The 350-nt window shown below is 39.1% G+C and carries 1 protein-coding gene; it reads right to left on the bottom strand.

Translation table 11 applies throughout. From position 1 onward, the window contains the following. On the bottom strand, positions 1-350 hold a 350-nt coding region (locus JN080_RS29335; protein WP_256239389.1), incomplete at both ends, for an IS3 family transposase.

A 350-nucleotide genomic window follows, 5' to 3' on the forward strand; every position in this document is an offset into this window, starting at 1 on the left:
GCTGATTCGTTACACGTTTTTGCATGTGGCTTGAACTGAGCGACAGTGTAGGAGGAGACAAGGCCTTGTTCATTCATAATACGACCAATTCGTCGTCTAGAGACGATTTTTCCCTGCTTTTTTAATTCAAATTTTATTTTACGAGTTCCATAGTTTTGACGACTCGCCTGGAAAATTCCAATAATATCAGAAGTAATATCATCCTCTGAAACTCTTTCTTTTACTTCGTAATAATAAGTAGCTCTAGGTAGTTGAAGGACTTTGCACATTGCTGATATCGAGTATTTGTCACGGTTATTCCGGATTACATTTACTTTCGTCCTAGTATCAGCGCAGCTTGCTTTCAGCGC

The sequence above is a fragment of the Bacillus sp. EB600 genome (assembly GCF_024494385.1).
Taxonomy (GTDB): Bacteria; Bacillota; Bacilli; order Bacillales; family Cytobacillaceae; genus JAEVLT01.